The 3436-nt window shown below is 54.1% G+C and carries 4 protein-coding genes; all 4 read left to right on the top strand.

Annotation, left to right across the window (positions count from 1 at the left end; genetic code table 11):
- Positions 1-68 precede the first annotated feature (68 nt).
- Positions 69-938, top strand: a complete 870-nt coding sequence (locus tag EA392_00055; protein TVR42775.1) for a hypothetical protein — start codon at positions 69-71, stop codon at positions 936-938.
- A gap of 22 nt (positions 939-960) precedes the next feature.
- Positions 961-1428 carry a hypothetical protein gene (locus EA392_00050; protein TVR42774.1) on the top strand — a complete coding sequence of 156 codons (468 nt, stop codon included), beginning with the start codon at positions 961-963 and terminating at the stop codon, positions 1426-1428.
- A gap of 1 nt (position 1429) precedes the next feature.
- Positions 1430-2764 (top strand): hypothetical protein, encoded by a 1335-nt coding sequence (locus EA392_00045; GenBank protein ID TVR42773.1) that lies wholly within the window; start codon positions 1430-1432, stop codon positions 2762-2764.
- A 23-nt stretch (positions 2765-2787) separates the two neighbouring features.
- A partial coding sequence (locus tag EA392_00040) for a hypothetical protein (GenBank protein TVR42772.1) occupies positions 2788-3436 on the top strand: 649 nt, incomplete at its 3' end.

Below are 3436 nucleotides of genomic sequence, written 5' to 3'. Positions count from 1 at the left end.
CAATACAAATACCTACTTTCGGTGTTCCAAAGACGCCGCTCCCAATGAACCGATTCTTTTTACTGCTATTGAGCCTTGCGCTGTGTAGCCAGGGATGCAAGAAAACAGAGATTCACGAAATCAACGAAGTGTACCTTGTTGAAGGCAACCAACCCCCTGATTACAGCGGTGTAACCTCGCTTCAGGTACAAAACTACGTGGGGCGGCTCTATATTGATATTCGCGGAGAACAACCCTCCTTGGAAGTTATCCAGCAAGGCGTGTCCACATTGCAGTCCGGCGGACTCACCATCGAAGCGCGCGAGGAATTTATCCTCAACCTGATGGACGATGAGGAATACTACCAAAACCTTTGGAATTACACCGCCGTGCAGCTTATCAACGGAGTGCCCCGCAGCGAAATCCTGGAGCAAATAGCCATTTATGAGATTGTGATTGACCAGTACTACCAAAACGGCGAAACGCTGCTGGCCCAATACCTTGAATTTGAAAGTGCCAAAATGCTGAACCTCGTGCAGGCCGACTCCATGCTCGCAGAAGGCGTGATTTCCATCAACGAGTTTTACGGAAGGTTCTGCTACAACACCATTTACGACGAAATAAATATGGGAAGCGAAAACATGGTGATATCCTGCTTCGAAAACCTTTTTCAGCGCTACCCTACCCTGAGCGAACTGCAAAGCGGGGTTGAAATGGTAGATGGGCTCTCCACTGTGCTATTGCAGCAAAGCGGCAGCAGCAAAGGCGATTTTGTACACATCGTAACCCATACGCCCGAGTTCTACAGCGGCCGGGTAAGAGAGCAGTACCAACGACTGCTGCAACGCTCGCCCAACGCCCTGGAACAACAACAAGGCTCTGCACTGCTGGCCCAAACCGGCGACCTGAAACAACTGCAAACTACCGTTCTCAAAACCGACGAATATGCGGGTTTTTAGGTGGCTTCTACCCATACTGTTGTTGTTCACCGCCTGCCACAAAGAGGTGCGCGAAGAGGTGAACTACGATCAGGTGATGTACGGAATCAACAATGTGGCGGTGTACAGCTCAAGCGCAGAGAAAGAGCGCCAGAAAACACCCGTGCAGTACATCTCCATTCTCTACGGCGATTTGTTCGGACAGCGCATTCCCAACAACGAGCTGAACAAACTTACGCTTATCAGTCTGGCCAACGGCGACAAAACCATGGCCAATGAGTTAATCCTGAGCCACTACCTCAACTCTCCGCAACTTTTACTCCCCACCGATCAGCAAATGCGCGACGACCTCAACACCTTTGTAGAAGCCACCTACATCCGCTTCTACAAGCGCTACCCCACCCCCTACGAGAAGCTGTTTTTTGTGAACCTGATTGACGACGACCAGGCCATCACTGTGGAGATGGTGTACACCGCGTTTATCCTCGCCAACGAATACTACTTTTACTGAGATGACCATGAACCGCCGACAATTCATCCGAAAAACCGGGCTGGCCGCAGCAGGAACCCTCGTAGCTCCCTACATTTTACCCAGCGGACGTGTTTTTGCCCAGAGCGAGCCCCGGCTGGTAAACCACGTGGTGTTTGTGCTCTTTGCCGGCGGGCTTCGCAACCAGGAAACCGTGCACCAGATGTACCTGCAAGGAGTGGGGCAGGCAGCATCCGGAAACATCATGCCCAACATGCTGGCCGGAAATACGCCCACCAGCAACCTTATTTACAACCCCTGGACGCCCATTGCCGCACAGCCGCTTCAAAGCCAGGGAACGCTTTTCAGAGAAATGCGCTACGCGAACGGTCCTACCGGACACTACAACGGGCACACCGTGGCCATGACGGGTAAGTACACCGTAACGGGTCTGAATCTCAACATCAACCCTGAATTTCCCACCGTCTTTGAGTACTACCGAAAGCACAGCGACCCCATGCACAGCGCCAAAAAAGCCTGGTGGATTTCCGAAGGTCTGGGGCCCTATCCTTCGCTCAACTACAGTCGCCACCCTCAATACGGAGCCATGTACGGCGCCAATTACATGCACCCGGCCACCATTTTCGGGCAAACGGGCCTCAGCTATTTCGGTACGGCCAACGCCTTTCAACCCGATGACGTGGATCGCCTTGAGGCCATGCAGTTCTTTTTAAACAACAACTTTGAGCGCACCGTGGATGACCTGCCCGGCATCATCAACACCCGAAACGACAAGGAAGACATCAAGCAGTTTATCATTTCGGTAGCCAACGGAACCAATCCGGTAGAATTTCCGCTGCCTCCCGGCGTGGGCGTGAACCAGCTTACCGGCGACCTGGTGAACATTGCCGCCGCGTGGAAGGTCATGGACACCTTTAAACCCGAGCTCACCGTGGTAAACACCTTTAACTCGGATATCTGCCACACCGATTTCAGCGCGCACATCAGCACCCTGCACCGGGCAGATTACGGCGTGGGCTGGCTCTGGAACAAAATCCAGAACGACCCTGTGATGGCCAATGACACCATCATGATTTGCATGCCCGAACACGGCCGTAACCTCAACCCCAACGAGCTTTTCGACAGCAACGGTCTGCCGGGAATTGACCACACCAACGACAACAACTCGCGCGAAATTTTCGGGCTGATTGCAGGCCCTCCGGGAGTCGTGAACCAGGGTGCGGTGGTGGGCACCTCAGCCAGTCCGGTGGGCGAATCGGTAGATATTCTCCCCACCATTGCGCACATCCTCGGCTTCCACATGCCGGTTCAGAGCATGGGTCTGGACGGGCAAATTCTGCAAGACGCGTTCGTATGATGCGCTCCTGCCATATCGCCCTGATGACGCTGGCAACGGTGATATTGGCGCTGGCATCCTGCACCAGGGAAACCACGCGCGTGGAACCCACCGACGTGAACTTCCCCAATCCCTTTGAGAACGGAGGAACTGCGCCCACATTCCCCACGGTGTTTGATTCATCGTCGTTTACGGGCATCTACAACAACATTCTCTCGATGAAGTGCGGCGCCAACAACGGTGCCTGCCACGACGGCTCCTTTGAGCCTGATTTCCGCACGCTGTTCAGCTCTTACAATACACTGGTGTATCACAAACCCATCAAAAACGTTATCGCCTCCATTGTGGGCAACGACACCACCTGGGTTTATCCGTACAGGGTTACGCCCGGCGATCCCGACATTTCGTGGCTGTACCACCGCATCACCACCGACGACGAAGAGCTTGGCCGCATGCCACTCTACGACCAGCCGCTGAGCAACGCGGAAATCAACCACATCCGGCAATGGATTCTGGACGGTGCCAAAGACCCCTTTGGTAACACGCCGCAACTATCTGCCCCGGAGCCGCAGTTCTTCGGGTGGCTGGCCTACGAAAACGACCAGAATGGCGTACGCCTCGATACCGCCCGAGCTACTTTGTTTGAACCGGCAGCTTTTCCGGCCAACACGCAGGTAATGATGTGGTTTGGGG

Source organism: Cryomorphaceae bacterium (assembly GCA_007695365.1).
Taxonomy (GTDB): Bacteria; Bacteroidota; Bacteroidia; order Flavobacteriales_D; family SKUL01; genus SKUL01.
This window is presented reverse-complemented; position numbering and strand designations above follow the sequence as displayed.